At 52.4% G+C, this 1016-nt stretch carries 1 protein-coding gene; it reads right to left on the bottom strand.

Annotated elements, in window-relative coordinates:
• Positions 1 to 1016 (bottom strand): amino acid adenylation domain-containing protein (locus NLX74_RS25485; protein WP_254330930.1); only part of this gene is annotated, 1016 nt, incomplete at both ends.

The raw sequence follows: 1016 nt of genomic DNA, 5'->3' as shown, positions 1-1016 counted from the left end.
GTGACCGACAGGGCTTCGCTGCTGACGTAATACGCGCACAGGTAAGCTTGTCCACTTTCGTCCTGTTTCGCCATGACTACAGCTTCCCGTACCGCTTCGTGTTCCAGAAGCCGTGCTTCCACTTCTCCGCACTCGATTCGGTACCCCCGAATTTTGACCTGGTCGTCGATCCGGCCCAGATACTCAATGTTCCCATCCGGCAGCCATCTTGCCAAATCCCCGGTCCGGTACATTCGCTCTCCCGGTACGAATGGATTGATGACAAACTTCTCTGCCGTCAGTTCCGGTCGGTTCAAATAGCCGCGCGCCAAGCCGTCTCCCGCGATGCACAACTCACCTGGTACACCGATCGGTAGCAGATTATTTTCCTGGTTGACGATGTATGCGCGAGTATTGGCGAGCGGAACGCCGATCGGTATGCTCGCTTCCCGTGGATCTATGTGGTCTACGGAATAGTACGTTGCGTACACCGTGCTCTCTGTCGGTCCGTACACGTGAATAATCCGGCTTTTTCCGAGCACTTGATACGCTCTGGCTACGTGATCGGCCGATACCTTCTCCCCACCGAACAACACATGCCGGACGTTGGAAAGACTGTCTACATCGAGATCAACAAGCGTGTTGAATAAAGCCGTCGTCAAGAAGAAAACCGTGATTTTCTCCTCCCAAAGAATTCGCGACAAAGCGGCGATATTCAGCATATTCTCTTTTCGTATGAGAACAAGGGTCGCTCCATTCAATAACGCGCCGAAAATATCGAAAGTCGACCCATCAAAGGCGTAGTTCGACAATTGCAAGATCCGATCCGTTGACATGAACGTCACATAGTTGCTATTGCGTACCGTTCGAATGACGTTTTGCTGAGTCGTCATCACCCCTTTGGGATGTCCCGTTGATCCCGATGTGTACATGATGTACGCCAAATCCTTCGGCCCGCTTGCCACAGGCAGGTTCGACGTGTTTCCCGTATACAGCGAACCATCCGCTAAATTCAGTACGGTGCCTTTATACGCTTG

It is taken from the genome of Paenibacillus sp. MZ03-122A, assembly GCF_024213325.1.
GTDB lineage: Bacteria > Bacillota > Bacilli > Paenibacillales > Paenibacillaceae > Paenibacillus > Paenibacillus polymyxa_B.
The sequence above is the reverse complement of the archived record's forward strand: the minus strand, read 5'-3'. Positions and strand labels throughout refer to the sequence as shown.